The sequence below is a fragment of the Desertibaculum subflavum genome (assembly GCA_003576705.1).
GTDB lineage: Bacteria > Pseudomonadota > Alphaproteobacteria > Ferrovibrionales > Ferrovibrionaceae > Desertibaculum > Desertibaculum subflavum.
The window spans coordinates 44272-67239 of the sequence record QOZS01000029.1 but is presented as its reverse complement, the minus strand read 5'-3'; the positions used below and the strand labels follow the sequence as shown (position 1 = coordinate 67239).

Here is a 22968-nt window from a genome sequence, read left to right as displayed (position 1 = left end):
CGCGCGCCGGATCGCCCAAGCCGGCGGCGAGCGGCGCCGGGATCGCATCCCCGACCACCGTGACCGCGGGCAGCGGCGCCGCGGCGGCGGGCGCGCCCGCGAGCAGGGCGAGCAGCGCCAGCTCAGCCGAAGACTTCGGCCGTGATCGTCTTGAACCAGTCTTCCGCATAGCTCGCTTCGAGTGCGCGTGTGTCCCGCGATGCCCCGGCCGGGCTGGTGCCACCCGCGCCGTCGACTTCCGCCAGCAGGCCGCCGGCGGGACGGTACACGCCGGCGACCGAAATGCCGTAATCCGGCGCCACCAGGCTGTAGCAGGTGTTGATCAGCTTCGGCGCCGGCGGCGCCGTGCCGCGCAGCAGCGCCGCCACTGCCACCGCGCAGGCCTTGGCCTGGGCATTCGCGGCGAAGGCGGATTTCGGCATGGCACCGGCGATCGCCGCGTCGCCGATCACATGGATGCCGGGCTGCTGGCGGCTTTCGAAGCTGGTCGGATCGATCGGGCACCAGCCCGTGCGATCGGCGACACCGGCGGCCTCGGCGATGGCGCCCGCGCGCTGCGGCGGGATCACATTGACCACGGCGCCCTGGTGGCGGCCGAACTCGGTCACCAATGTGCCGGTCTCCGCCTCTATCGCTGTCACCTTGCCGCCGCCCGATAGCGGCACGTGCTCGATCAGGCCCGGATAGAGCTCGGCCCAGGCGGCCTGGAACAGCCGCTGCTTCGAGAACGCATCCTTGGCGTCGAGCACGATCAGCTTCGATCTCGGCTTCTTCGTCTTCAGGTAATGCGCGATCAGGCTGGCGCGCTCGTAGGGGCCCGGCGGGCAGCGATAGGGATTGGCCGGCACCGACATCAGCACGGTGCCGCCATCCGGCATGGCCTCGAGCTGGCGCCGCAACAGCACCGTCTGCTCGCCCGCTTTCCAGGCATGCGGCAGCTTCGCCGCCGCCGCGTCGTCGTAGCCGGGCAGCGCGTCGAGGCGCAGATCGATGCCGGGGGCGAGCACCAGACGATCATGTGCCAGCACCGAGCCGTCGCCGAGCGTCACGCTGCGGCCGGGACCGTTCACACTCTTCGCCGTCTGCTGGGCGATGACGATGCCGTCACGGCGCAGCGCGTCGTAGCCGAAGCGTTGTGCTTCCATCCCGCGCAGGCCGGCGATCACGGCATTGCTGAACGGACAGGCGGCGAAGGTCTCGCTCGCCTCGACCAGGGTGACCGTGATGCCCAGCCGCGCGAGCACCCGCGCCGCGGTGGCGCCGGCAAAGCCACCACCGACCACGGTGACGCGCGGCTTGGCCTGGGCCAGCGCCGGTGCGGCCAGGGGGAACGCCACCAATCCCCGCAGCACGGCGCGGCGATGCGGCCACGGAATCGCGCGTCTCACTTGCGCGTACTGAACCAGGCGGCGATGGCCTGGCTCTCCTCGTCCGAGAAGCCCTTGGCGATGCGGTCCATCACCGTCGCCGGGCGCTCGCCGGCGCGGAAGGCGCGCATGGCCTGGGCGATCTCCGCCGCCGGCCGGCCGTCCAAGGCCGGGATAGCGCCGGCGCGCGCCACCGGCGCGTGGCACCCCGTGCAGGCGGCGGCACCCGGCGGCACGGCTTCCTGTGCGGCGGCGGCCGATCCTCCGAGGACAAGAATCAGCGCCGCCGCCAGCTTTGGCCTCATGCCTTGCTCAGGTCGTGGTGCTTGAGCGGCAGGGTGCGGATGCGCTTGCCGGTGGCGGCGAAGATGGCGTTCAGCACCGCCGGCGCGGCGACCGCGATGGTCGGCTCCCCGACACCGCCCCAGAACCCGCCGGATGGCACCAGCACCGTTTCCACCTTCGGCATCTCGTCCATCCGCAACACTTGGTAGGTGTCGAAGTTCTCCTGCTCGATGCGGCCGTCCTTTACCGTGCACTCGCCGTAGAGCGCGGCCGACAGGCCGTAGACGAAGGAGCCTTCGACCTGGGCCGCGATCTGCTGCGGGTTGACGGCATGGCCGGGATCGGTCGCCGCCACGATGCGGTGGATCTTGAGCTGACCCTTCGGGCTGACCGAGACCTCCGCCACCGCGGCGACATAGCTGCCGAAGCCCATGATCTGCGCCAGGCCGCGATGCACGCCGGCCGGCGCCGGCTTGTCCCAGCCGGCCCGTTCCGCCGCCGCGTTCAGCACCGCGAGATGCTTCGGACTGTTCACCATCAGCTTGCGGCGGAAGGCGAGCGGGTCCTGGCCGGTCGCATGGGCGAGCTCGTCCATGAAGCATTCGAGATAGATTGCGTTCTGGTTCAGGTTCACCCCGCGCCAGAAGCCGGGCGGCACATGCGGGTTGCGCATCGCATGGTCGATCAGCAGGTTCGGCACCGTGTAGCCGAGCGATGCCTCCGGCCCCGGCGGGTTGAGGCCCTGGAAGGTCACCGGATCGCGGCCGTTCTGCAGGTTCTGCGGCAGCACGCCGGCCAGGATCGACTGGCCGGAGATCCGCATGTGCAGGCCGGTCAGGTTGCCGCTCGCGTCCAGGCCGCCGACCAGCCGGCATTGCGTCACCGGATGGTACTTGCCCTGCGTCATGTCCTCTTCGCGCGACCAGATCAGCTTGACCGGCGTGCCCGGCATCTCCTTGGCGATGGCGACGACCTGGCGGATCCAGTCGGTCATGCCGCGCCGGCCGAAGCCGCCGCCGAGATGGATCTTGTAGACCTCGCATTTGGCCGCCGGCAGCCCCGAAGCCTCCGCCGTGGCGGCCAGCGCGGATTCGCCGTTCTGCGTCGGCGTCCAGACCTCGCAGCGATCGGCCGTCCACTTCGCCGTGGCGTTCATCGGCTCCATGGTGGCGTGGTTCTGGTGCGGATAGCCGTAGACCGCCTCGATCCGCTTGGCGGCGCCGGCCAGTGCCGCCTTCACATCGCCCGTCTGGTTGGCGACGAAAGCCTGCTCGGCGGTCAGCCCTTCCTTCAGCATCGCCGCCGTGTCGGCGCTCGACGCCTTGGCGTGGGCGCCCTCGTCCCAGACGATCGGCAGCGCGTCGAGCGCCACCTTGGCCCGCCACCAGGTATCGGCGACCACGGCGACCGCATTGTCGCCGACCGGCACCACCTTCTTCACGCCGGGCATCGACTGCACGGCGGCCGCATCGAAGCTCTTCACCTTGCCGCCGAAGACCGGACAGGCCTTGATCGCCGCGTTGAGCATGCCCGGCAGCTTGAGGTCGACGCCATAGACCTGCTTGCCGGTCAGCTTGTCGGCGGTGTCGAGCCGCTGCACCGGCTTGCCGGCGATCTTCCAGTCCTTCGGATCCTTCAGCGCCACCTCGGCCGGCGGCTCGAGCTTGGCCGCCGCGGCCGCGACCTTGCCGTAGGTCGTGCTGCGGCCGGAGGCGCCATGGGTGATCGTGCCGCTGGCGGCCCGGCATTCGCCGGGCGCCACTTTCCAATCCTCGGCAGCCGCGCGGATCAGCATCTCGCGGGCGGCTGCGCCGCCGCGGCGGACATAGTCATGGCTCTCGCGGATGCCACGGCTGCCGCCGGTCGAGAAGTTTCGCCACACGCGCTGGCGCGCCAGGTTCTGACCCGGCGTCGGATATTCGGTCGTCACCTTCGACCAGTCGCATTCCAGTTCCTCGGCGACGAGCTGGGCGAGGCCGGTCAGGGTGCCCTGGCCCATTTCCGAGCGGGCGATGCGGATCACCACCGTCTCATCGGGCTTGATCACCACCCAGGCGTTGATCTCGGGCACGTCGGCGCCCTGCGCCTGGGCGAAGGGAATGTGGAAGCCGAGACTGAAGGCGCCGGCGGTGGCCGCCGAGGCGGCGAGGAAGCCGCGGCGCGAAACGGTGGAGCGCATATGGGCTGCGGTCATCGTCATGTTCGCCTCCCTCAACCGCGACGCGGCTCGCCGCCCTCGGCGGCGAGGTTGATGGCAGCGCGCACCCGGTTATAGGTGCCGCAGCGGCAGATATTGGTCATCTCCGCGTGGATCTCGTCCTCGGTCGGCTTCGGCTTGGCGGCCAGCAGCGCCGCCGCCGCCATGATCATGCCGGCCTGGCAATAGCCGCATTGCGGCACGTCGAGCGCCGCCCAGGCCTTCTGCACCGGATGGCTGCCGTCAGGCGAGAGGCCCTCGATGGTGACGATCTTCTGTCCCGGCGCGATGGCGGAGACGGGTACCGCGCAGGCGCGCGTGGCGACGCCGTCGACATGCACGGTGCAGGCGCCGCATGCCGCCACGCCGCAGCCGTATTTGGTGCCGGTCAGGCCGACCTGCTCGCGGATCGCCCAGAGCAATGGGGTATCGTCCTCGACGGCGATATCGACGTCGCGGCCATTGATGTTGAGCCTCGGCATGTTCTCCCTCCCGACGGGGATCGTCGCCAAGCCCCCTTACGGACCGGGCGAACGCGGCGATGCGCGGCCGGCCCCAGGCCCGGCGCGCAACAATCACCCCACATCCTCGAATCTACAAAGCGGGCAGGGTGCTGTCTGCCTGGCCAGCGCCCGCGCCGCTCACAAATTCGGGAACGGCGGGGCTTGCTTCAGGCGGCAGCGATGCTGCTGCGGACCGAGCCGTGCGTTCCGAAGAACTGGTCGCACATCGCGGCATGATGGGCGCGCGCCTCCACGCTGAAATTCGCCCGCGGGCGATGCTCCGGCTCGAAATGGCCGAAGCTGTCGGTGCCGCGGACCAGGCTGGCGGAGAGCCGCCGCGGCCCGGTATGGCGCACGCGGGTCGGGATATAGCTGATGCCGATGCCGATCCGCCGGTCGCGTCCCAGATTGGGGCTCGACTGGTGCAGGATGTAGGTGTGGTGCAGCGAAAACTGGCCGGCGCGCACGATCAGCGGCGCCTTGGCCGCCTCGTCGATCGCCGTCTCCACCGTCTGCCCGTTGGAGAGCAGGTTGGCGGCATTGGCCTCGGTGCGGTGGGCGATCTGGCCCAGCCGGTGCGAGCCCGGCAGCACATGGACGCAGCCGGTTTCCGGCGTGCTGTCGGACAGCCCGATCCAGGCGGTCACATGCTCGGCCGGATCCAGATGGAAGTAGGTGCCGTCCTGGTGCCAGGAGACGAAGGCGCCGTCGCCCGGCTCCTTGACCCAGCAGGTCAGGTGGAAAACCAGGATGTCGGGCCCGATCAGATCCTCCACCGCATCAAGGATGCGCGGATGGCGCACCAGGTCGGCCATCCAGGGAAACAGCAAGTGCGTCTTGGCGCGCACCTGCCGCGGCATCGCGCCGAGCGTGCGGCCCTGTTCGGCCTCGAAGGCCTCGAGATCGGCACGGAGCTGCGCCACCTCGGCGGCGGTGAGCCCGTCGATCGGGCAGAGATAGCCGTCGCGCCGGTAGGCGTCGACCTGATCGGGGGTGAGAAGCCGGGGCAGGGAATCAGTCATCCGCCACTCCTGGGGACATGATGCTCGGTGCTTGCGACGATCGTACCAACTGACCTAACCCTCGATCGGAAAGCGCGTGGCCCGAACCGAGGGGCGCTCGTGCATCGCGGACAGCCAGGTCGTGAGCCTGGGCAGGCGCCGCAGCGCATCGGCACCCTCCGGCGCCAGCCGGAACAATACCAGCATCGGCAAGGCCCAGAGATCGGCGAGCGAGAGGGCGGCGCCGGCAAACCAGGGTGCGTCGCCGCGGATCGCGTCGATCGATTGCAGGATCGTGGCGGCACGGGGCAGGGCGCCGGCGATCCGGGCTTCGTCCGGCCGGCGGCCGCGGGCCGGGCCGCCGACCCGTTCGACGAAGACATCCCAGACCAGGGTGCGGAAGGCATAGGAATCCATGATCGAGACGATCTGGTTCATGCGCGCCCGCGCCGTCGGATCGGCGGGCTGCAGCGCCGGCCCTGGAAAGGCCTCGTCGACATAGCGCGCTATGGCGCCGGTCTCGTAGAGCGAAAGGCCATCGTGCTCCAAGGCCGGGATGCGGCCGAAAGGGTGGCGCGCGGCGTGATCCGGCGGCGGCCCGCCGGGCGCGAAGACGTCGACCTCCTCCAGGCGGCAATCGGCTCCCTTCTCGGCCAAGGTGAGCCGGGCAATGCGCGTATAGACGCTGTAGCGCGCGCCGAAGAGGGTCGGTGCCGTGGTCATGGCCGCACCGCGCACTGGCGCACTGAATCGCGGCCTCTTATCGTAGGGAGCAAGCAAGCACGATAAGGGGGCCTGATGGGAACGCCGGTTCGGAATGTGCTGTTCATCATGTGCGACCAGCTCCGGTTCGATTACCTCAGCTGTTACGGGCATCCGCATCTGAAGACGCCCCATATCGACGCGCTGGCGGCGCGCGGCGTGCGCTTTACCCGGGCTTATGTGCAATCGACCATCTGCGGCCCGTCGCGGATGAGCTTCTATACCGGCCGCTATGTGCGGAGCCACGGCAGCACCTGGAACGGCATCCCGCTGAGGGTAGGCGAACCGACGCTCGGTGACCATCTGAAGGAGATCGGCGTCCGCAACGTGCTGGTCGGCAAGACGCATATGCGGGCCGATACCGAAGGCATCCTGCGCCTCGGCATCGATCCGAAATCGGTGATCGGCGTGCACCTCGCCGAATGCGGATTCGAGCCGTACGAGCGGCATGACGGCCTGCATCCGAAAGGCTACGAGCCGAGCCGGCCGGCCTATGACGCCTATCTGCGCGCCCAGGGCTTCAACAGCGAGAATCCGTGGGAGGAATGGGCGAACTCGGCCGCCGGCGATGACGGCGAGATCCTGTCCGGCTGGCTGATGCGTTATTCGAACCTGCCGGCACGGGTGGCGGAGGAGCATTCCGAGACGCCCTACACGACGCGGCGCGCCATGCAGTTCATCGAGGAGGCAGGGAATTCGCCCTGGTGTCTGCACCTCTCCTATATCAAGCCGCACTGGCCCTACATCGTGCCGGCGCCGTATCACGACATTTATGGGCCAGAACACGTGCTGCCGGCGGTGCGCTGCGAGGCGGAGCGGCAGAATGCCCATCCGATCCTCGCCTCCTATTTCAAGGAGCGCTTCTCGGCCGTGTTCGCCCGCGACGAGGTGCGGGAGCGGGTGATCCCGGCCTATATGGGCCTGATCAAGCAGATCGACGACCAACTCGGCGTGCTGTTCGAGTTCATGCAGGCGCGCGGGTTGTTCGACAACACGATGATCGTCTTCACCTCGGATCACGGCGACTATCTCGGCGACCACTGGCTCGGCGAGAAGGAGCTGTTCCACGAGCCATCGGTCAAGATCCCGTTCATCGTCTACGATCCGCGGGCCGAGGCCGATGCGACGCGCGGCACCGTGTCGGATGCGCTGGTGGAGGCGATCGACCTGGCGCCGACCTTCGTCGAGTTCCTCGGCGGCCCGGCCAAGCCGCACGTCATGGAGGGCCGCAGCCTGACGCCGCTGCTGGCGGGTGGGCCGACCGCCGGTTGGCGCGACTACGTCATCTCGGAATACGACTACTCGCTTAGGCGCGCGCGCCTGGACCTCAACGTGCCGGTCGCCGATTGCCGCCTGGTGATGGTCATGGACCGGCGCTGGAAATACATCCACGCCGAAGGCTTCCGCCCGATGCTCTACGACCTCGAGCGCGACCCCGAGGAATTCAACGATCTCGGCGCTGACCCGGCCCATGCCGACGTGCGCGCCCGCCTGCACGAGGCGATGTTCGCCTGGGCCCGGCGGCACCACAATCGCATCACCATCTCGGATGCGGCCATCGCGTCGCGCTATGGCACCGAATCCAAGCGCGGCATCCGCATCGGCTATTGGGACGAGGACGATCTCAAAGGTGGCTGACCAGCCACATCGCAATCAGCGGGAAGAAGAAGATCAGGCCGAGCGCCACGAAATCGGCGACCACGAAGGGCATCACGCCGCGGAAGATGCGGGGCAGGGCGATATCCGGCATCACGGTCTTGACCGTGAAGACGTTCATCCCGATCGGCGGCGTGATCAGCCCCATCTCGACGACGACGATCATGATGATGCCGAACCAGATCAGATCGACATCCAGCGCCATCAAGGTCGGCAGGAAGACCGGCACGATCAGCAGCAGCAGCCCGACGCTTTCGAAGATCATGCCGAGAATGATGCAGATGACGCAGACGGCGATCACCACGCCGCCGGCCGACAGCTGCATGGCCTCCACGATATTGATCAATTCGCCCGGCAGGCCGGATAGATTGATGAAGTTGGCGAAGACCTGGGCGCCGAAGATGGCCATGAAAAGCGTGGCTGTGGTGCGGCAGGCCTCGATCAAGGCGCCGTAGAGCTCCGCGATGGTGCGCAGCCGTCCGCGCCAGAACGCGAACAGCGCCGCGCCCGTGGCGCCGATGCCGGAGGCCTCGGTCGGCGTGAAGGCGCCGAGATAGATGCCGCCGAGGATGAGCACGAACAGCATGACCACCGGCCAGACATTGGCGTAGGCGCGCCAGCGCTCCACCGCCGGCATACGTGTGCCCGCGGGGCCGGCGGCCGGATTGAGCTGCACGGTGAACCAGACCGCGGCCATGAAGAGCAGGGTGAGCAGGATGCCGGGCATGACGCCGGCGATGAACAGCTTGCCGATGTCTTCCTGCGCCACCAGGCCGTAGATCACCATCGGCACCGAGGGCGGAATCATGATGCCGAGCGTGCCGCCGGCGGAGACGACGCCGGAGGAGAGCGCGTCGTCATATCGATAGCGGCGCATATGCGGCATGGCGACCTTGGTCATCGTCGCCGCGGTGGCGAGCGAGGAGCCCGATACCGCCGAGAAGCCGGCACAGGCGAGCACGGTCGCCTGGGCCAGGCCGCCACGATAGCGGCCGACCAGCGCGTAGGAGGCGCGGTACAGGTCCTCGGAGATATTGGCGCGGTGGATGAACACGCCCATCAGGATGAACAGCGGAATGACGGAAAGGCCGTAGCTGCCGCCGGTCTCGACCACCTGCTGCGACATCATGGTCAGCGAAGCGTGCCAGTTCCAGTCGCGCGCATAGGCGAAGCCGACCAGCCCGACGGCCAGGGTCGTGAAGCCGAGCGGAAAGCCGATGAAGGCGAGGACCAGCAGGAAGACGAAGCCGATGATCGCGATCGTCATCCCGCCCTCAGGAAAGGTCCGCATCCGGCCGCTTGCCGGCGGCATCGAAGCTCGACAGGTCGTAGGCCACGCGATTGAGCCAGCCGGATGTCTTGATCGCGGCCGTCACGATCAGTGCCAGGCCGATGATCGACAGCGCGGCACCGGCGGCCGGCATGATCCAGATCGGCAAATCCAGCACCGGCGAGCGCTTGTTGCCGATCCAATGCTCGAATCCCTGCACGGCGAGATAGATCGTCATCAGCGCGTAGCAGGCGATCGAGAAGACGATGACGGCCCAGCGCCGCAGATTGGGAATCCACGCCTCGATCCAGCCGTCGAACATGGTCACCGTGATGTGGTCGTTGGTGGCGGTGACGAAGGCGAGCCCGGCGAAGATGGTGAAGATCATCAGATACTCCACCATCTCCGCCGTGCCGAAGATGGACTTGTTGAAGCCGTAGCGACCGATCACATCGAAGAAGGTGAGCACCATCATCACCAGCAACGCCGTGCCGGCGATGACGGCGAGCACCCGCGACGTGAGGTGGAAGGCGCGCTCCAGCATCGCAACCGCCCGGGATCGAGCGCTACTTGGCGGCCAGCGCGCCTTCCTCCGCGATCGCCTTCTTGTAGAACGCGATTACCTCCCTGCCGTCGACGCCTATCGCCTTGATCTTCTCGACCCAGGCATCGACCACGGGCTTGCCGAGCGCCTCGAGCTTGGCCAGCTCGGCATCGCTGCCGACGATGCGCTTGACCCCGGCTCCCCAGATCTTCTTGTTGTTCGCCTCGTGCTTGGCGTCCTGCGCCGTGCTGATGAAGCGGCCGTAATCCTCGCCCAGCGCCGCCTTGATCGCCGCCTGGTCCTTGGGCGTGAACTTGGCCCACTTGATCTCGCTGATGAAGAACGAGAAGGTCGGCTGGAAGATCTTGTCTTTGAACACGGTGACCGACTTCGTGTAGGGCCTCAGCTTGAACTCCTCCGCCGTGCTGGACGGGACCCCCGTATAGCCGTCGACCACGCCTTTGGAGATGATCTCCAGCATCTGCACGGCCGGGCCGGACACGACCGACGATCCGGTCGCCTTGACCAGGTCGGCGGTGACGCCCGGCAGCGCCCACATCTTGCGGTCGCGGATGTCCTCCACCGTCATGATCGGCTTGTCGATGGTGGAGAAGAACTCGGCCCCGTTGCCGGAATAGAGCGCGAGCAGGACGACCTTCTTGTACTCGTTCTTCGGGGCGAAGAACTTCTGGTAGGTGCGCCATAGGGCGACGGTGGTGCTGCGCGACGATTCCGCGCCGACGAAGGGCAGCTGACCGACCAGCACGCCGGGCGCCATGTTGCCGAGGAACTGGTTGAACTGCAGGGCGCCATCCACCACGCCGTTGACGACCGCGTCGTACTGGTCGCCCGGCGCCGCGGCGCTCTTCGGCGGGATCTGCACCTTGACCCGCCCCTCCGAGGCCTTCTCCACGCGCTTGCCGAGTTCGGGCACGAATTCGCGGCACATGTAGTGCTGCGGCGGGAAGAAGCAGTTGAACAGGACGGTCTCCGCCGCCATGCCGCGGGACGGCAGGAAAGGCGCGAGTCCGAGCACGGCCGCCACGAGGGCGGTCCTCCGGTACGTCATCCTCATCGATGTTCCTCCTCTTTTTTGGGCCTCCCGCCCGACCGCGCCCTCGCGTGGCCGGGGATCGTCATCGCGTCATTTCGTACCGCTCCCGATCTCAAGATCCGCGAAGTCGCGGCGGCCGTCGCGCCGCGCGACATGCCGCGGCTTGCGCGCCAGGTGTTCCGACAAGGCGGCGAACTCCGCCTCGGTATGGGCGCGCAGCTTGCGCAGGCAGGCCACGAATTGCCGCCGTTCGTCGGGTGTCAGCACCGACATGGTCGATTCGTTCCGCGCATTCGCAAAGCGCAGCAGCGCATCGTGCTTGGTACGGCCTGCGGAGGTGAGTGTCAGAAGCACGGCGCGGCGATTTTCCGGGGCGGGTCGCGTGGCGACCCAGCGGCGCGTGGCCAGCCTGCGGACCGTGCGGCTCAACTGGCCCTTGTCCAGCAGCATGGCCCGCGCGAGCTCGACCAGGGAGACCGGGGCCAGGATGAAGATGTTGGCGAGCGCCCGCCATTCGCCGAGGCTGATGCCGAAGGCCGCGGCGAACTCCGCCTGCCCCTTGCGATCGTTCAGGCTCGCCAGCATGGCGAGCTGATAGGACGGCGCATCGCGAACATCGCGAAGAATGCCGGCATCCGCCTGCGCGGTAGCTCTGGCGATTGGCGACGCGGTGCTCCCCATCCGGTCCCCTGCGCGGCCCATTTGTTGGGTCCTGCAACAATTGACTCTATCAACGACGTCCCGCGCGAACAAGGCACCTCGCGCCGGGACTGTCGCTCGGGGCTCTAGCGCCGGGTTTGCCGTACTTCGCGAACGAAATCGGCGATCGCATCGACGAGCTCGACGCGAACGGGCAGCGCCGGCTCGGAATAGGTCGCGATATTGGCGCTGCGCTCCGGCGGCGCCGACTTCAGCACATGGTTCATGCCCTCGATCAGCGCAAGACGCACGCCGCTCCGGCTGGCCGCGAGACGCCGGGCATCGGCCTCGCCAACCTGAATGTCGGTCGTGCCCTGTGCCACCAGCACCGGGACGCCGAGCCGCGCCAGCGCATCGGCAGGATCGTGCCGCGCCAGCGAGATCAGATAGGGCTGCACGCCCGGCCGAAACAGCCACAGCCATTCCGGCGGCACGTCGGTCACCGCCTGGCCGGCCTCGAGCGCGGCCAGCATGTTCTCGGCCCGGGCGCGCTCGACGGGCGGCAGGCCCGCCGCATCGAGCTGACGCCGCAGCAGCGTGCCGAAGCCGAAGCCGGGACCGGCGACCGTGATCAGGCCGGCGACAGGTATCCGCTCTGCCGCCAGGATCGCGATCAGCGCGCCTTCGCTATGACCGAGCGCGAAGACGGGCGCGGCACCGGCCCGTTGCTTCAGAAGGCTGAGCCAGGCGACCGCATCCGCGACATAGTCGTCGAAGCGCAGCTCGGATTCCTGTCGCGCGGCGCCGGCACTGGCGCCGACCCCCCGCTTGTCGATCCTGAGCGTCGCGATTCCGCGGGCGGCCAATCCCTCCGCCAGCTGTTTCAGGCTGTCGTTGCGCAGCTGGCGCTGGTTGCCGTCGCGATCGGTCGGGCCGGATCCGGGCAGGATCAGCACCGTTGGCGGACTCGCCACCTCGGCAGGGCTGAGCAGGGTGCCATGCAGCTGCCCGCCTGCCACGCCGATCGCGACCGCTTCGGTCGCCGGCTCGCCGGCATGCGTCGGCACGGCCACGGCAAGGGCGGCCGCGAAGGCGATGTGCCGAAGACCGGGCACGTCGATGCGATCACGCCTTGCCGGCGTGCAGCGCCTCGACGAACAAGGTCAGCGCGGCTTCGGCGAAGGCCACCATGTTGGCCGGCCGGTCGCCCGATCCGGTGCGCAAGGTGCGCACGCGCGCGTCGGGGCCGGCCACGGCGAGGCAGCTATGCCCGGCCGGGTCGCCGTAGCGGTTGCCGGTCGGCCCGGCGGCGCCGGCCTCGGCCAGTCCCCAGGTGGCGCCGACCCGCTCGCGCACGCGCCCGGCCATGAAGGCGGCATAGGGCTCGGTCGCGCTACGCATGCCTTCGGGCAGGCGCTCGACGCCCAGAAAGCCGCGCGCGGCGGGCCGCGCATAGGTGACGCTGCCGCCGAGGAAATAGGCGGAGGCGCCGGGCACGGCCAGCAGAGAGGCGGCGATCAGCCCGCCGGCCGAGCTTTCCGAAACGCCGACGGTCTCCTTGCGGGCGACCAGGATGGCCGCGGCCTGTTCGCCGAGACGGGTGAGGTGGGCGTTGATCATGCGCTGCTCCGTTGCTGACGCGCGGCGGCGGTCGCCTGGGCGTCGATCTCGAATCTGGGGCCGGCGAGCACGACGCCGTAATCGCGCCGCGCGGATTCCAGGCTCACCACGCCGTCGCGCACGTCGCGGCGCACAAACTCAGCCGCGCGGTCGAAAGGATGGCCGAGGCCGCCGCCGCCGGGCGAGGAGGCATGGATGGTCGCCGGGCCGAACTGCGCCAGCCCGTATTGCGGCGCTTCGATATGGCGGCCCTCCGCGGTCTCGACCGACATGCGGCCCGCCGCGCCGAAGCCGCCGCCGGCCACGCCGTAGCCGGTCGGATAGCCGAGGCCCTCGCCGCGGAAGGTCCAGTCGCAGGCGACCTGCATATCCGCCTCGTATTCGACGCCGGTGCCGCCGCGGAACTCGCCAAGGCCGCCGCCATCGGTACGGAACTCGTGCCGGCGGATCAGGGTCGGGTAGAGCTGCTCGTAGACCTCGACATTCGGCACCACCAGGCCGCCCAGCGCGATCAGCAGGCCGATCTGGTTGAGGCCGTCGCGCCCCGGCACGGCGCCGCCCGCCATCATGGCGTTCCAGTGGTACATGACGAAGCGCTGGCCGTCGGATCCCAGGCCCGAGGTGATGTTGTGGATGGTCTTGCCCCAGCCGGCGCAGGCGCGCGTCGGGTCCGCCTTGGCGAGCGCCTTCCAGATCGCGTGCACGATCTCGTGCGCCACGAAGACCGTGCACATGGTCATCGGCGCCGGGGGGCGGGCGTTGATCACGCTGCCTTCGGGCGCGGTGATGCGGACCGAGCGGAAGGTGCCCTCGTTCCGCGGCAGGTCGGGCTCGAAGAACGAGGCGAGCGCCATGTAGACGGCGGAGTAGGTGTTGGCGAGCGAGGAGTTCTTGAAGCCCCGCATCTGCGGGTCGGTGCCGGTGAAGTCGACATGCAGGCCGTTGTCGTCCAAGGTCAGAGCGACGCGGATGACCGTGTCCTTCTTCTCGAAACAGTCGTTGTCGGTCATGTCGCTGCCCTCGTAGCGGCCCGGGGGCAGGGTCGCGAGCGCGGCGCGGAAGCGGCGGTCGGCATGGGCGAGAATGCCCTCGTAGAGCGCGAGACCGGTCTCGACCCCCGCCTCGCGAACCAGCGCGGCAATTCGATCCGCGCCGATCCGGGTCGAACCGATCATGGCGCGCAGGTCACCGTCGAGCAGCTCCGGCGTCCGGCTGTTGATCATCAGCAACTGCCACAGGTCGTCGCGCAATGCGCCGCGCTCGATCAGCTTCAGCACCGGCAGGCGGATGCCCTCGTGGAAGATCTCGGTCGCGGCGGAGTTGTAGGTGCCCGCCGCGCCGCCGCCGATATCCGATTGATGCGCGCGGTTGCAGGCGAAGCCGGCGAGCCGGCCTTCGACGAAGACCGGGCGCGCGATCACCCAGTCCGGCAGATGATTGCCGCCGGCGACATAGGGATCGTTGAGCAGGAAGACGTCGCCATCCTCGATCCGGCCGGCGAAGGCCTTGAGGATGGCGCGCACCGAGAAGCCGCCGCCGCCGGTATGGATCGGGATGCCGTCGGCCTGGCTCACCAGCGTGCCGTCGGGGCTGGCGATGAAGCAGGAGAAATCGTGGCTCTGGTTGAAGATCGGGCTGCGCGCCGTGCGGGTCATCACCCAGCCCATCTGCCGCGCGATGTGGTCGAGGCGCTTCTGCGTCAGCGCCAGCTGGACGGGATCGAGCGCGGTCATGCGGCCCCCACGGCGATGTCGAAATTGCCACTGGCATCGACGGCAAGCGTGTCGCCCGGACCGGCCAGCACCGTGGTCGTCAATTCCTCGACGACCAGCGGGCCGGCGAGCCGGTGGCTGGGCGCGAGATCCGCTCCGGCGAAGACCGGCGTCTCGACCCAGCCGGATGCCTCGTCCTGCCAGACCGGTCGGCGCGCGACCGGTCGCGGCGGCGGCGCGGCCGGCGGTGCCGCCGGCCGCAGGCGTTCCACGGCGCCGATCGCGGCGAGGCGGAGCGCTGTTACCTCGATCGTGCCCTGCGGCTGGATGTGGCCGAACATCCGGTCGTGCTCTTCCTCGAAGCGGCGGCGGATGGCCATCGGCTCGAAGCCGGAAGCGAGCTCGATCCGGATCGCATATTGCTGGCCCAGATAGCGGAGATCGAGGCTGCGCACCAGCCGCGCCCGCTCGCCGCCAAAGCCTTCGGCATCCATCGCGGCGCCCGCCTCTCGCTCCAGCGCCGCGAAGCGGTCCTCCAAGGCGGATCGGTCGGCGCGGTCGAGATCGGCAAAATGCACCCGCAGGAAATCCTGGCGCACATCGGTGTTCAGCATGCCGAGCGCGCAGAAGGCGCCGGCGAGGCGGGGCACATAGCAGCGGCGGGAACCGAGCGCGCGGGCCACGGCCGCGCCGTGCATCGGGCCCGCGCCGCCGGCGGCGACCAGGGTGAAGCGTCGCGGGTCGTAGCCGCGCTCGATGCTCATGCGCTCCACCGCGTGCAGCAGGTTCTGTTCCAACAGGCGGATGATGCCGGCGGCGGCGCGCTCGATGGTAAGGCCGAGCGGCCGCGCCACCTTGGTCTCGATCGCCTCCCGGGCGAGTCCGTCATCGAGGTTCACCGCGCCGCCGGCATAGGGGCCAGGGCGCAGCCGGCCGAGCACCAACTGCGCGTCGGTCACCGTCGGCTCGGCATTGCCGCGGCCATAGCAGGCGGGGCCGGGCACGGCACCGGCACCGCGGGGGCCGGCGAACAGCATGCCGGCGCCGTCGACCCCGGCGATGGTGCCGCCGCCGGCGCCCACCGTGTGGATCTCGATCGCCGGGATCGCCGCGTGATAGCCGCCGACCAATATCTGATCCGTGACCGCGACATCGCCCTTGCTCATCAGCGCCACGTCGCAGCTCGTGCCGCCGATCTCCATCGAGACGAAGTCGTCGGTGCCGGCGGTCTGGCGGTAGTAGTTGAGCGCGCCGACGCCGGCCGCCGGTCCGGAGAGGAGGAGCTGCACCGGCCGGTCCTGCACGTGGTCGACCGAGACGGCGCCGCCATTCGATTGCACCAGCAGCAGCGAATGCCGCAGGCCGAGCTGACGCAGCTTCCGGTTCAGGCCGGCGAGATAGGGAACCACGCGAGGGCCGACATAGGCATTCAGCACCGCGGTCGAGCCACGCTCGTACTCGCCGATCACCGGCGCCACATCGGAGGAAAGCGTGATCGGCAGGCCGTTCATATGTTGCCGTAGGGCGGATGCCGCCGCGACTTCATGCTTCGGGTCGGCATAGGAGTGCAGCAGGCACAGCGCCACCGCCTCGACGCCTTCGTCCTTGAACACCGCAGCGGCGGCCTCGACATCGCGCCCACTCACCGGCTCGAGTTCGTTGCCGTTGCGGTCGAGCCGTCCGGTGACCGGCAGGCGCAGGTAGCGCGGCACCAGCACGGGCGGGAAGGGCGCCCGGTGGTCCCATTGATCTTCGCGGATGCCGCGGCGGATCTCCAGGCTGTCGCGGAAGCCGGCCGTGGTCAGCATGCCGACCTTGGCGCCCTTGCCTTCCAGCAGGGTGTTGGTCGCGACGGTCGAGCCGTGGATCATCAACGAAGTGCCGGCCATCAGTTCGGGCAGCGCCATGCCGGCCTGCTTTGCCGCGGCGCCGAGCGCGTTCACCACGCCTTCCGCCGGGTCGGCCGGCGTGGACGGCACCTTGGTGACATGAACGGCACCGGCGGCGTCGGCCAGCACCAGGTCGGTGAACGTGCCGCCGACATCGACGCCGATGCGCCATGGCGCTTGCAACTGCATGCCCTCAATCCTGCTCGTGGCGGAACGGCGAGTGGTGCTCTTCCAGGTACTCGATCTCGCGCGCGACCTGGGCGCGCTCCTGCATCAGGAAATTCTCCACGGCGCGGTGGAAACCCGCATCGCGCACCCAGTGCACCGAATAGGTCGGCCTCGGCAGATAGCCGCGGGCGAGCTTATGCGGACCCTGCGCGCCGGCCTCGACCCGCGCCAGCCGGTGCGCGATCGCATAGTCGATGGCCTGGTAGTAGCAGAGCTCGAAATGCAGGAAACGGTGCTCCTCGATGCAGCCCCAGTACCGCCCGTACAGCGTATCGCTTCCCTTGAGGTTCAGCGCGCCGGCAATGTAGCGCCCGTCGCGCCGGGCCAGGACCAGTACGACGCGGTCGGCCATGCGCTCGCCGAGCAGGGAGAAGAAGCGCCGGTTCAGGTAGGGCCGCCCCCATTTCCGTCCGCCGGTATCCATGTAGAAGCGGAACATAGCGTCCCAGTGCCGCTCCTCGATTTCGCTGCCCGACAGGACGTCGATGCTGATCTCGTTCTCGATCGCGGCGGCGCGCTCCTTGCGCAGGTCCTTGCGCTTGCGCGAGGTGAGCTCGGCCAGGAAATCCTCGAACGAGCCATAGCCGCGATTCTCGAAATGGAACTGCTCGCCCGTCCGCTGCAGGAGCCCGGCCTTGCCCGCGCACTCCCACTCGGCCTCGGTGCAGAAGGTGACATGCACCGAGGACAGCTCCTCCCGCCGCGCGTATTCGCTGGCGCCGGCGATCAGGCCGCCGATGCCGGCCTCCGGTGCGATGCCGGGCCGCACCAGGAAGCGCGGGCCCGGCACCGGGGTGAACGGCACGCAGACCTGCAGCTTCGGGTAATAGCGCCCGCCGGCCCGCTCATAGGCCTGGGCCCAGCCGTGATCGAACACGTACTCGCCCTGCGAATGTCCCTTCAGGTAGGCGGGCGCGCAGGCGATGAGGTTTCCTTCATCGTCCTCGAGCGCCAGGTGCCGCGGCGCCCAGCCGGTTTCCGGGCGCACGCAACCGCTCGCCTCCAGCGCTTCGAGGAAGGTGTGGGCGAGGAAAGGGTTGTCCGCGCCGGCGCAGGCATCCCAGTCGGCCGAATCGATCTCGGCAATGGCGCCATGCACGCGCAGCGTCACCGCCGCATCGCTCATGCGCGGAAACCCTCGAAGATGACGTTGTCGGCGTGCGCCGCGGCGCGGGCGCGTTGTTCGTCGGTCCGCACGGTCCAGGTCAGCACCGGCCTGCCGGCCGCCCGGGCGCGTTCGGTCAGTGGCGCCGGCAGCAGGCTGACGTCATAGGCGATGAAGTCCGGCGCGCCGTGCCCGGCCTCCAACTTGGCGGCGAGGGCTTTGCGGCCGGCCTCGTCGAGCGCCTTCAGATCGGCCGGATCGGTCGCGATCTGGCCGCGCGGCACATGCGGCGCGCGCTCATGGAACCAGGCGACGACATCGGGCGCGAAGGATTGCACGGCATAGTCGCCGGCATAGCCCTTGAGCCTCTCCCATGCGGCTTCGCAGAGCGGCGCGGCCGGCTCGTTGCCGTAATTCTTGATCTCGATCAGCAACGGCGCCCTGCCGCTCGCCAGCGCAAGAAACTCATCGAAGAGGGGCGGCGTCTCCGCCGTGCCGAGCAGGGGCAATCTGGACAGCGCGCTGGCCGCGAGCGCATCCGTCCGGCCTTCCGTGCCGGTCAGCCGCTTCAGATCGGCGTCATGGAACACCACCGGCACGCCATCGGCCGCCAGCCGGACGTCGCATTCGATGGCGTAGCCGGCCGCAATGGCGGCGCGAAAGGCCGCCCGCGAGTTTTCCGGCACCCCGGCGCCGATATCGTGCAGGCCGCGATGGGCGACCGGTACGCTGCGCAACCACCCTTTGGCCACTGGTCACGCCACCTCGAAAATCGCCTCGACTTCCACCGCGACATTGCGCGGCAGCGAGCCGGAGCCCACGGCGGAGCGCGCGTGGCGGCCCTTGTCCCCGAACACTTCGACCATCAGGTCGGAACAGCCGTTCACGACCTCGGGTTGCTGGGTGAAATTCTCCACCGCGTTGACGAAGCCCACCAGCTTCACGCAACGCACGACCTTGTCGAGATCGCCGTCCAGCGCCGCCTTGAGATTGGACAGGATGTTGATGCCGCAGAGGCGCGCCGCCTTCTTGGCATCCTCGACATTGACCTCCTTGCCGACCTTGCCGACATGGCGCAGCTCGCCATGCGACATGGTCACCTGGCCGGAGATGAACACCAGATTGCCGGTGCGCACGAAGGGCACGTAGTTCGCCACCGGCTTGGCCGGTGCCGGCAGATCGATGCCGAGAGCCTTGAGGCGTCCATCAATCTCACCCGCCATGACATCCTCCTTGAATGTTCCGTCCCGTTATCAGCGTTGTGCTTGGTAGCCTGACCCGTCAACCGCCGGGCCGTCCGCCGGCGCCTGCATCCAGCCGGATGCCGACATTCTTGGTCTGCACATAGTTGAGCAGCGCCTCCTGGCCCTTCTCCCGACCATAACCCGACCGCTTGGTGCCGCCGAACGGCGTCTCGACCCCGCCGGCGAACCATTCGTTGACGAAGACCTGGCCGGCGACCAACCGGTCGGCCGCCCAGTGGGCGGTGCGCAGATCCTTGGTATAGACGCCGGCGCAGAGGCCGTATTCGGTGCCGTTGGCGAGTTCGATCGCCTCCTCGGGCTCGTCGAAAGCCTGCACGGCGAGGACCGGGCCGAACACCTCCTCGCGGGCGATGGTCATGTCGGGCATGACGCCGGCGAACACCGTCGGCTGCATGAAATGGCCGCGCGCGCCGTCGACGCGGCGTCCGCCGGTCACCGCCGTCGCGCCCTGCTGGCCGGCGGCGAGGCAATAGCCTTCCACCTTGTCGAGCTGGCCGGCGGAGATCAGCGGGCCGAGATCCTTGCCCTCGATGCCAGGGCCGATGGACAGCGAGGCCGCCTTGGCGCGGATCCGCTCGATCACCTGGTCATGCACCTTGCGGTGCACGATCAGCCGCGATTGCGCCGAGCAGACCTGGCCGGCATTGGAGAAGATGCCGGCGGCGGTCGAGGCCGTGACCTGGTCGAGATCGGCATCGGGGAAGACGATGCCGGCCGACTTGCCGCCGAGCTCCATCACGCAGGGGATCACGCGCTCCGCCGCCGCGCGCAGGATGCTCTGGCCGGTCCGGACCGAGCCGGTGAACACGATGTGGTCGATATCGGGATGCGCCACCAGCCAGGCGCCGCAATCATGGCCGTAGCCGCACAGGATGTTGACCGCGCCGGGCGGCACGCCGGCGCGGGCGCAGGCCTCGGCGATGTAGTAGCAGGAGAGCGGAGAGAGCTCCGGCGATTTCAGCACCACGCAGTTGCCGGTGGCGAGCGCGCAGGCGACCGAGCGGGCGGCGATCTGCAGCGGGAAGTTCCACGGCACCACCTGGGCGGACACGCCGAACGGCGCCGGCACGGTGTAGTCGACATAGCCGGCGCCGAGCGGGATCATCCGGCCTTCCAGCTTGTCGGTGGCACCGCCGTAATAGGTGAAGTAGCGCGAAGCGGCCATCGCCTCGTTCCTGGCCGCAGCGAGCGTCTTGCCGTTGTCGAGACACTCGACCAGGGCGATCTCGTCGGCCAGCGCCTCCATGTGGCGGCCGATCTCGAGCAGCAGGCGGCCGCGCGCCATCGGCCGCATGTCGATCAGGGTGCGCGCCATGAAGCGGGCCCGCGCCGCGGCAACCGCGGCATCCACATCGGCACGGCCGCCCCGCGCCACCTCGGCGATGGTTTCGGCCGTCGCCGGGTTCTCGATGGCGATGCGGCCGCCATCGGCGGCATCGCGCCAGGCGCCGTCGATATAGTTCTGCCAATAGGTCTTGATCTTGCTTCCGGTCATCGCGTCCCTTGTCTCCGGGGGCAAGGATAGCGTGGCCGGCGCCCGCGCACTATTGCGCGTAGTCCGGCTCTTCGCGGTCCAGGATCCGCTTCAGCGCCGCGAAATGCAGTCCCGTCTGGGTCTTGTCGGCGGCGATCTGTGCGGCGGTGCGGGCCGCGACTTCGGGCTTTGCGATCTTGAGCGGCCGGCCGGACCATTGGGCATAGACCTGCACCTGCGCCGCGCGCTCCAGGTAGTAGAGATCATCATAGGCGGTGGCGACGTCCGGTCCGGTGACGATCACACCGTGATTGGCGAGGAACAGCACCTCGGCCTCGGCGAGCTTGGCGCACATCCGGTCGCCTTCGGAATGATCCAGCGCCAGGCCGTTATACTCGTCGTCATAAGCCGTGCGGCCGAGGAAGCGGAGCCCGTTCTGCGTGCAGCCATATTCCAGGCGCCCGCCATCGATCGAGGTGATCGAGGTGGCGAAGGGCATGTGGGTGTGCAGGACGCAGGCAGCGGTCGGCTTGTTCACATGGATGCGCGCGTGGATGAAGTACGCGGTCGCCTCGACCGTATGGTCGCCCTCCAACACGTTGCCGTCCGGGTCGATCATCACCAGGTCGGAGGCCTTGACCTCGGACCAGTGCAGGCCTTGCGGATTGATCAGGATGCGGTCGCGGGTGCCCGGCACCAGCAGGCTGAAGTGATTGCAGATCCCCTCGTGCAGGCCCTGGCGCACCGCCCATCGCAGGGCTGCGGCAAGATCGATGCGGGCCTGCCAGACGGGGTCGTTGCGACGGCTCGTGCTCATGGGACGCTCTCCCTTTCGGCTTCCCGGGCCAAGGTACGCTGGGCGGCAGCGGCCTCGACGTCCGCCGCCATGGCTTCCGCCTTCACCTTCTGGCGGTTGTGACGGCGCACGACGAACCAGACCACCACGACGAACAGCGCCAGCATGCCGAGGCCGAAGCCCTTGGCGATCGACCCCAGAAGATTCTCGAACATCCCGCCCAGTACATAGCCGCCCCAGGCGAAGCTGTTGGCCCAGAAGCCGGCAGCGATGAAGTTCAGCACCAGGAACCGCCCCCAGGGCAGGCGGCTCATGCCGAGCGCCACCGAGCTGAAATTGCGGATCCCATAAATGAAGCGGAAGGTCAGGATGAACCAGGTGTTGTGCTTCTCGGCGAGATGCATCGCCGTGTCGACGCCGGGCTTCCACTTTGGAAAGCGCTGCAGCAAACGGCCACCGAAGCGCCGGCCGATGAAGAACCAGGTCTGATCGCCCGCGAACGATCCGAGCCAGGCCGCGGCGATCAGCCAGCGGATGTCAAGATAGCCCTCATGGCAGGCATAGCCGGCAAAAATGACAAATGTTTCACCTTCGATATATGTCCAAAGGAAGGTGAGCAGATAGAAGAGATGCTCGTATTTCGAGATGTAGTAGAGAACATCGTCCACGGGTACCGCCGGTCAGCTCGCGTTCTTGTTGCGGTTCGATCGCTTGCCCGCTGCCGTCCCTGTATCGGCCAAATGTCGGGCGCCGCACCATAGTGCCGCGCCCCCCGGTCGTCGAGGGGCGCGGCATTCCGCAAGTCAGAAAGTGCCGTGATAGGCGCCGCCATCGATCAGCAGGCTCTGGCCGGTGATGAAGCCGGCATTGGCGCCGCACAGGAAGGCGCAGGCATCGCCGAATTCCGCCGGGTTGCCGACCCGCCTGGCCGGGATGGCGGCCGCGCGCTCCTTGAACACATCCTCCACGGCGCGGTTCTGCGCCTTGGCGGCAATCGTGATGCCGCCCATCAGCCGGTCGGTCTGGAAGGCGCCGGGCAGCAGGTTGTTGATCGTCACGTTGGCATGCGCGACCGAACGGGCGACGCCGGCCAGAAAGGCGGTCAGGCCGGCGCGTGCGCCGCTGGAGAGGTCCAGTCCGGCCAGCGGCATCTTGACGGAACCGGAGGTGATGTTGACGACGCGGCCGAACTTGCGCGCCACCATGCCGTCGACCACCGCCTGAATCAGCTCGATCGGCGTGACCATGTTGGCGACCACGCCCTTCAGCATCGCCTCGCGGTCGAGCTGGCGGAAATCCTTGAACGGCGGGCCGCCGGCATTGTTGACCAGAATGTCCGGCTCCGGGCACGCGGCGAGCAGGGCCTTCTGGCCCTCCGCCGTGGTCACGTCGGCCACCACGGGCGTCACCTTGGCGCCGGTCGCCTTGGCGATCTCGGCCGCTGTCTTCGGCAGCTGCTCGGCATTGACGCCGTTGATGATCACCTCGCAGCCGGCGCGGGCGAGCGAGGTGGCGCAGGCGCGGCCCAGGCCGCGGTTGGAAGCGCAGACGATGGCCTTGCGGCCCTTGATTCCGAGATCGAGCATGTTTCTCCCCTTGGT

At 68.6% G+C, this 22968-nt stretch carries 22 protein-coding genes; 1 reads left to right on the top strand and 21 read right to left on the bottom strand.

The window, feature by feature from the left end:
* Positions 1-122: 122 nt before the first annotated feature.
* The 6 genes from DT074_RS16230 to DT074_RS16205 all read right to left on the bottom strand — a co-directional run bounded on the left by DT074_RS16230 (position 123) and on the right by DT074_RS16205 (position 6076).
* Positions 123-1337, bottom strand: coding sequence for an FCSD flavin-binding domain-containing protein (locus DT074_RS16230; protein ID WP_368744714.1), 1215 nt, complete (start codon positions 1335-1337; stop codon positions 123-125).
* A 47-nt stretch (positions 1338-1384) separates the two neighbouring features.
* Entirely contained in the window at positions 1385-1672 is a 288-nt protein-coding gene (locus DT074_RS16225; RefSeq protein WP_119420897.1) for a c-type cytochrome, read from the bottom strand.
* A complete protein-coding gene (locus tag DT074_RS16220) occupies positions 1669-3846 on the bottom strand; it encodes a xanthine dehydrogenase family protein molybdopterin-binding subunit (protein ID WP_438503688.1) in 2178 nt (725 codons plus the stop codon). The genes DT074_RS16225 and DT074_RS16220 overlap by 4 nt, the downstream gene beginning before the upstream one ends.
* A 17-nt stretch (positions 3847-3863) precedes the next feature.
* The gene (locus tag DT074_RS16215; protein ID WP_119420895.1) at positions 3864-4331 is read right to left on the bottom strand and encodes a (2Fe-2S)-binding protein; all 468 of its coding nucleotides are present in this window, start codon (positions 4329-4331) and stop codon (positions 3864-3866) included.
* A 188-nt stretch (positions 4332-4519) separates the two neighbouring features.
* The gene (locus tag DT074_RS16210; protein WP_119420894.1) at positions 4520-5374 is read right to left on the bottom strand and encodes a phytanoyl-CoA dioxygenase family protein; all 855 of its coding nucleotides are present in this window, start codon (positions 5372-5374) and stop codon (positions 4520-4522) included.
* Positions 5375-5428: 54 nt separating this feature from the next.
* Positions 5429-6076, bottom strand: a complete 648-nt coding sequence (locus DT074_RS16205) for a glutathione S-transferase family protein (protein WP_119420893.1) — start codon at positions 6074-6076, stop codon at positions 5429-5431.
* Positions 6077-6151: 75 nt separating this feature from the next.
* On the opposite strand from DT074_RS16205, the gene DT074_RS16200 reads away from it, so the two are divergent.
* Positions 6152-7753: an alkaline phosphatase family protein gene (locus tag DT074_RS16200; RefSeq protein ID WP_119420892.1), complete on the top strand. Its 1602-nt coding sequence runs from the start codon at positions 6152-6154 to the stop codon at positions 7751-7753.
* On the opposite strand, the gene DT074_RS16195 is transcribed toward DT074_RS16200, so the two are convergent.
* The 15 genes from DT074_RS16195 to DT074_RS16125 all read right to left on the bottom strand — a co-directional run bounded on the left by DT074_RS16195 (position 7740) and on the right by DT074_RS16125 (position 22953).
* Complete coding sequence (locus tag DT074_RS16195; protein ID WP_119420891.1) at positions 7740-9038, bottom strand: TRAP transporter large permease; 1299 nt, start codon at positions 9036-9038, stop codon at positions 7740-7742. The two genes, DT074_RS16200 and DT074_RS16195, sit on opposite strands and share 14 nt — an antisense overlap.
* A 7-nt stretch (positions 9039-9045) precedes the next feature.
* Entirely contained in the window at positions 9046-9585 is a 540-nt protein-coding gene (locus tag DT074_RS16190) for a TRAP transporter small permease (RefSeq protein ID WP_119420890.1), read from the bottom strand.
* Between the two features lie 22 nt (positions 9586-9607).
* Complete coding sequence (dctP, locus tag DT074_RS16185) at positions 9608-10660, bottom strand: TRAP transporter substrate-binding protein DctP (RefSeq protein WP_119420889.1); 1053 nt, start codon at positions 10658-10660, stop codon at positions 9608-9610.
* 69 nt (positions 10661-10729) lie between these two features.
* Positions 10730-11341, bottom strand: a complete 612-nt coding sequence (locus DT074_RS16180; RefSeq protein ID WP_119420888.1) for a MarR family winged helix-turn-helix transcriptional regulator — start codon at positions 11339-11341, stop codon at positions 10730-10732.
* 83 nt (positions 11342-11424) lie between these two features.
* Positions 11425-12393 carry an alpha/beta hydrolase gene (locus tag DT074_RS16175; RefSeq protein WP_368744713.1) on the bottom strand — a complete coding sequence of 323 codons (969 nt, stop codon included), beginning with the start codon at positions 12391-12393 and terminating at the stop codon, positions 11425-11427.
* Between the two features lie 10 nt (positions 12394-12403).
* Entirely contained in the window at positions 12404-12898 is a 495-nt protein-coding gene (locus DT074_RS16170) for a CinA family protein (RefSeq protein ID WP_119420887.1), read from the bottom strand.
* Positions 12895-14631, bottom strand: coding sequence for a hydantoinase B/oxoprolinase family protein (locus DT074_RS16165; protein ID WP_119420886.1), 1737 nt, complete (start codon positions 14629-14631; stop codon positions 12895-12897). Before DT074_RS16165 ends, DT074_RS16170 begins: the two co-directional genes overlap by 4 nt.
* Positions 14628-16688, bottom strand: coding sequence for a hydantoinase/oxoprolinase family protein (locus tag DT074_RS16160; RefSeq protein WP_119420885.1), 2061 nt, complete (start codon positions 16686-16688; stop codon positions 14628-14630). The genes DT074_RS16165 and DT074_RS16160 overlap by 4 nt, the downstream gene beginning before the upstream one ends.
* A 4-nt stretch (positions 16689-16692) precedes the next feature.
* Complete coding sequence (locus tag DT074_RS16155; RefSeq protein WP_119420884.1) at positions 16693-17853, bottom strand: GNAT family N-acetyltransferase; 1161 nt, start codon at positions 17851-17853, stop codon at positions 16693-16695.
* Positions 17850-18584, bottom strand: coding sequence for a glycerophosphodiester phosphodiesterase family protein (locus tag DT074_RS16150; RefSeq protein ID WP_119420883.1), 735 nt, complete (start codon positions 18582-18584; stop codon positions 17850-17852). Before DT074_RS16150 ends, DT074_RS16155 begins: the two co-directional genes overlap by 4 nt.
* A gap of 3 nt (positions 18585-18587) precedes the next feature.
* Positions 18588-19055, bottom strand: a complete 468-nt coding sequence (locus DT074_RS16145; RefSeq protein WP_119420882.1) for a RidA family protein — start codon at positions 19053-19055, stop codon at positions 18588-18590.
* Positions 19056-19113: 58 nt separating this feature from the next.
* Positions 19114-20592, bottom strand: a complete 1479-nt coding sequence (locus DT074_RS16140; RefSeq protein ID WP_119420881.1) for an aldehyde dehydrogenase family protein — start codon at positions 20590-20592, stop codon at positions 19114-19116.
* Positions 20593-20641: 49 nt separating this feature from the next.
* Complete coding sequence (locus tag DT074_RS16135; RefSeq protein ID WP_119420880.1) at positions 20642-21388, bottom strand: aldolase; 747 nt, start codon at positions 21386-21388, stop codon at positions 20642-20644.
* The gene (locus tag DT074_RS16130) at positions 21385-22035 is read right to left on the bottom strand and encodes a DedA family protein (protein ID WP_119420879.1); all 651 of its coding nucleotides are present in this window, start codon (positions 22033-22035) and stop codon (positions 21385-21387) included. The genes DT074_RS16135 and DT074_RS16130 overlap by 4 nt, the downstream gene beginning before the upstream one ends.
* Before the next feature lie 135 nt (positions 22036-22170).
* Entirely contained in the window at positions 22171-22953 is a 783-nt protein-coding gene (locus tag DT074_RS16125) for an SDR family oxidoreductase (RefSeq protein ID WP_119420878.1), read from the bottom strand.
* Positions 22954-22968: the final 15 nt, after the last annotated feature.

Bases quoted from the DNA above. Each gene is read 5' to 3' on its own strand.
- DT074_RS16210 (WP_119420894.1), bottom strand. From the start codon at position 5,374: ATGACTGATTCCCTGCCCCGGCTTCTCACCCCCGATCAGGTCGACGCC.
- DT074_RS16170 (WP_119420887.1), bottom strand. From the start codon at position 12,898: ATGATCAACGCCCACCTCACCCGTCTCGGCGAACAGGCCGCGGCCATC.
- DT074_RS16190 (WP_119420890.1), bottom strand. From the start codon at position 9,585: ATGCTGGAGCGCGCCTTCCACCTCACGTCGCGGGTGCTCGCCGTCATC.
- DT074_RS16200 (WP_119420892.1), top strand. From the start codon at position 6,152: ATGGGAACGCCGGTTCGGAATGTGCTGTTCATCATGTGCGACCAGCTC.
- DT074_RS16135 (WP_119420880.1), bottom strand. From the start codon at position 21,388: ATGAGCACGAGCCGTCGCAACGACCCCGTCTGGCAGGCCCGCATCGAT.
- DT074_RS16180 (WP_119420888.1), bottom strand. From the start codon at position 11,341: ATGGGCCGCGCAGGGGACCGGATGGGGAGCACCGCGTCGCCAATCGCC.
- DT074_RS16165 (WP_119420886.1), bottom strand. From the start codon at position 14,631: ATGACCGCGCTCGATCCCGTCCAGCTGGCGCTGACGCAGAAGCGCCTC.
- DT074_RS16140 (WP_119420881.1), bottom strand. From the start codon at position 20,592: ATGACCGGAAGCAAGATCAAGACCTATTGGCAGAACTATATCGACGGC.
- DT074_RS16205 (WP_119420893.1), bottom strand. From the start codon at position 6,076: ATGACCACGGCACCGACCCTCTTCGGCGCGCGCTACAGCGTCTATACG.
- DT074_RS16195 (WP_119420891.1), bottom strand. From the start codon at position 9,038: ATGACGATCGCGATCATCGGCTTCGTCTTCCTGCTGGTCCTCGCCTTC.
- DT074_RS16225 (WP_119420897.1), bottom strand. From the start codon at position 1,672: ATGAGGCCAAAGCTGGCGGCGGCGCTGATTCTTGTCCTCGGAGGATCG.
- DT074_RS16125 (WP_119420878.1), bottom strand. From the start codon at position 22,953: ATGCTCGATCTCGGAATCAAGGGCCGCAAGGCCATCGTCTGCGCTTCC.
- DT074_RS16160 (WP_119420885.1), bottom strand. From the start codon at position 16,688: ATGCAGTTGCAAGCGCCATGGCGCATCGGCGTCGATGTCGGCGGCACG.
- dctP (WP_119420889.1), bottom strand. From the start codon at position 10,660: ATGAGGATGACGTACCGGAGGACCGCCCTCGTGGCGGCCGTGCTCGGA.
- DT074_RS16220 (WP_438503688.1), bottom strand. From the start codon at position 3,846: ATGACCGCAGCCCATATGCGCTCCACCGTTTCGCGCCGCGGCTTCCTC.
- DT074_RS16155 (WP_119420884.1), bottom strand. From the start codon at position 17,853: ATGAGCGATGCGGCGGTGACGCTGCGCGTGCATGGCGCCATTGCCGAG.
- DT074_RS16215 (WP_119420895.1), bottom strand. From the start codon at position 4,331: ATGCCGAGGCTCAACATCAATGGCCGCGACGTCGATATCGCCGTCGAG.
- DT074_RS16145 (WP_119420882.1), bottom strand. From the start codon at position 19,055: ATGGCGGGTGAGATTGATGGACGCCTCAAGGCTCTCGGCATCGATCTG.